Source organism: uncultured Limnohabitans sp. (assembly GCF_937889215.1).
Classification (GTDB): Bacteria; Pseudomonadota; Gammaproteobacteria; order Burkholderiales; family Burkholderiaceae_C; genus Limnohabitans_A.
In genome coordinates, this window is record NZ_CALBEX010000211.1 from 1 (window position 1) to 1195 (window position 1195).

At 62.3% G+C, this 1195-nt stretch carries 1 protein-coding gene and 1 tRNA gene; one reads left to right on the plus strand and one right to left on the minus strand.

The genetic code is table 11. The features are described 5' to 3' along the window. On the plus strand, nucleotides 1-836 hold an 836-nt coding region (locus Q0341_RS05475), incomplete at its 5' end, for an ornithine cyclodeaminase family protein (RefSeq protein WP_299511077.1). Between the two features lie 161 nt (nucleotides 837-997). On the opposite strand, the gene Q0341_RS05480 is transcribed toward Q0341_RS05475, so the two are convergent. Continuing rightward, a tRNA-Pro gene (locus Q0341_RS05480) sits at nucleotides 998-1074 on the minus strand. Between the last annotated feature and the right edge of the window lie 121 nt (nucleotides 1075-1195).

Here is a 1195-nt window from a genome sequence, read left to right on the forward strand (position 1 = left end):
TGGTGCAGCCGCTGCGCATGGTCATGCCGATTGGCGAAGCCTCGGCCGATGGCGTGATGTTTTTGAAACCGGCTCAACTGGGCGATGCGCTCACCACCAAACTCATCACCTTGGTGCCCGGCAACGCCCACAAAGGCTTGCCCACCCTGCTGAGCACCATTGTGCTGATGGACCCGACCACGGGCCAAACCTTGGCCGTGATGGAGGGCAACACCATCACCGCCATGCGCACCGCAGCGGCCTCAGCGGTGGCCGCCGATGCGCTGGTGCCCCATACGCCGCAAGTGGTGGCGATGCTGGGCAGCGGCGTGCTGGCCCGCAGCCATGCACAAATGCTGCGGGCCGTGCGCGAGGTGTCCGAGATCCGCGTATGGAGCCCCACACCCGCCAATGCGCAGCAATGCGCCCTCGACATTGGTGGCGTTTCCAGCGCCAGCGCCGAAGCCGCCGTGCGCGGGGCCGACATCGTTTGCACCGTCACCAACGCCAGCAAGCCCGTGCTGCAAGGGGCCTGGCTCAAACCCGGTGCCTTTGTAGCGGCCGTGGGCGCACCCCGTCCCACCTGGCGCGAGCTGGACGATGCGGCCATGCAAAATTGGGTGGTGGTCGACCAACGCGAAGCGGCCGAAAAGGAGTCGGGTGATGTGCTGCTCTCGGGCGCCCATGTGGCGGCCGAGATTGGCGAGGTTTTGAGTGGCCGCACAGCGCCCCCGCCCACAGGCCCAACGATCATTTTCAAATCGCTGGGCCAAGCCGTCGAGGACACGGTCGCGGCAAGGCTGGTGTACCGGGCGGCCTTGGCGCATGAGTCAGGGGCAAAGCATCGTGGTGGATGAATTGGGTTTTGAGCCTGTGCGACAAAACCAGCCCGCGCGCGAGTTGCAGATGATTGGGTGATGCGCTGTTTGGATGGCAAAATTTGAGGCCATGCCGAGGGTAACAGTGCCACAAAGAAGAAAGGACTTAGCCCCTTTCGAAGCTAAGTCCTTGATTCACATGGTCGGCGTGGCGGGATTCGAACTCGCGACCCCTTGCACCCCATGCAAGTGCGCTACCAGGCTGCGCTACACGCCGACTAAGCCAAGAATTATAGCTTCGTAACCCTGTGTTTCTTGGGCTGGCGGTAACTTTTAGTAAATATTAATCGAGCGAGAGAATCTCGCGGATGCGCAGCAATTCGGAGCGCAGGCCTTGA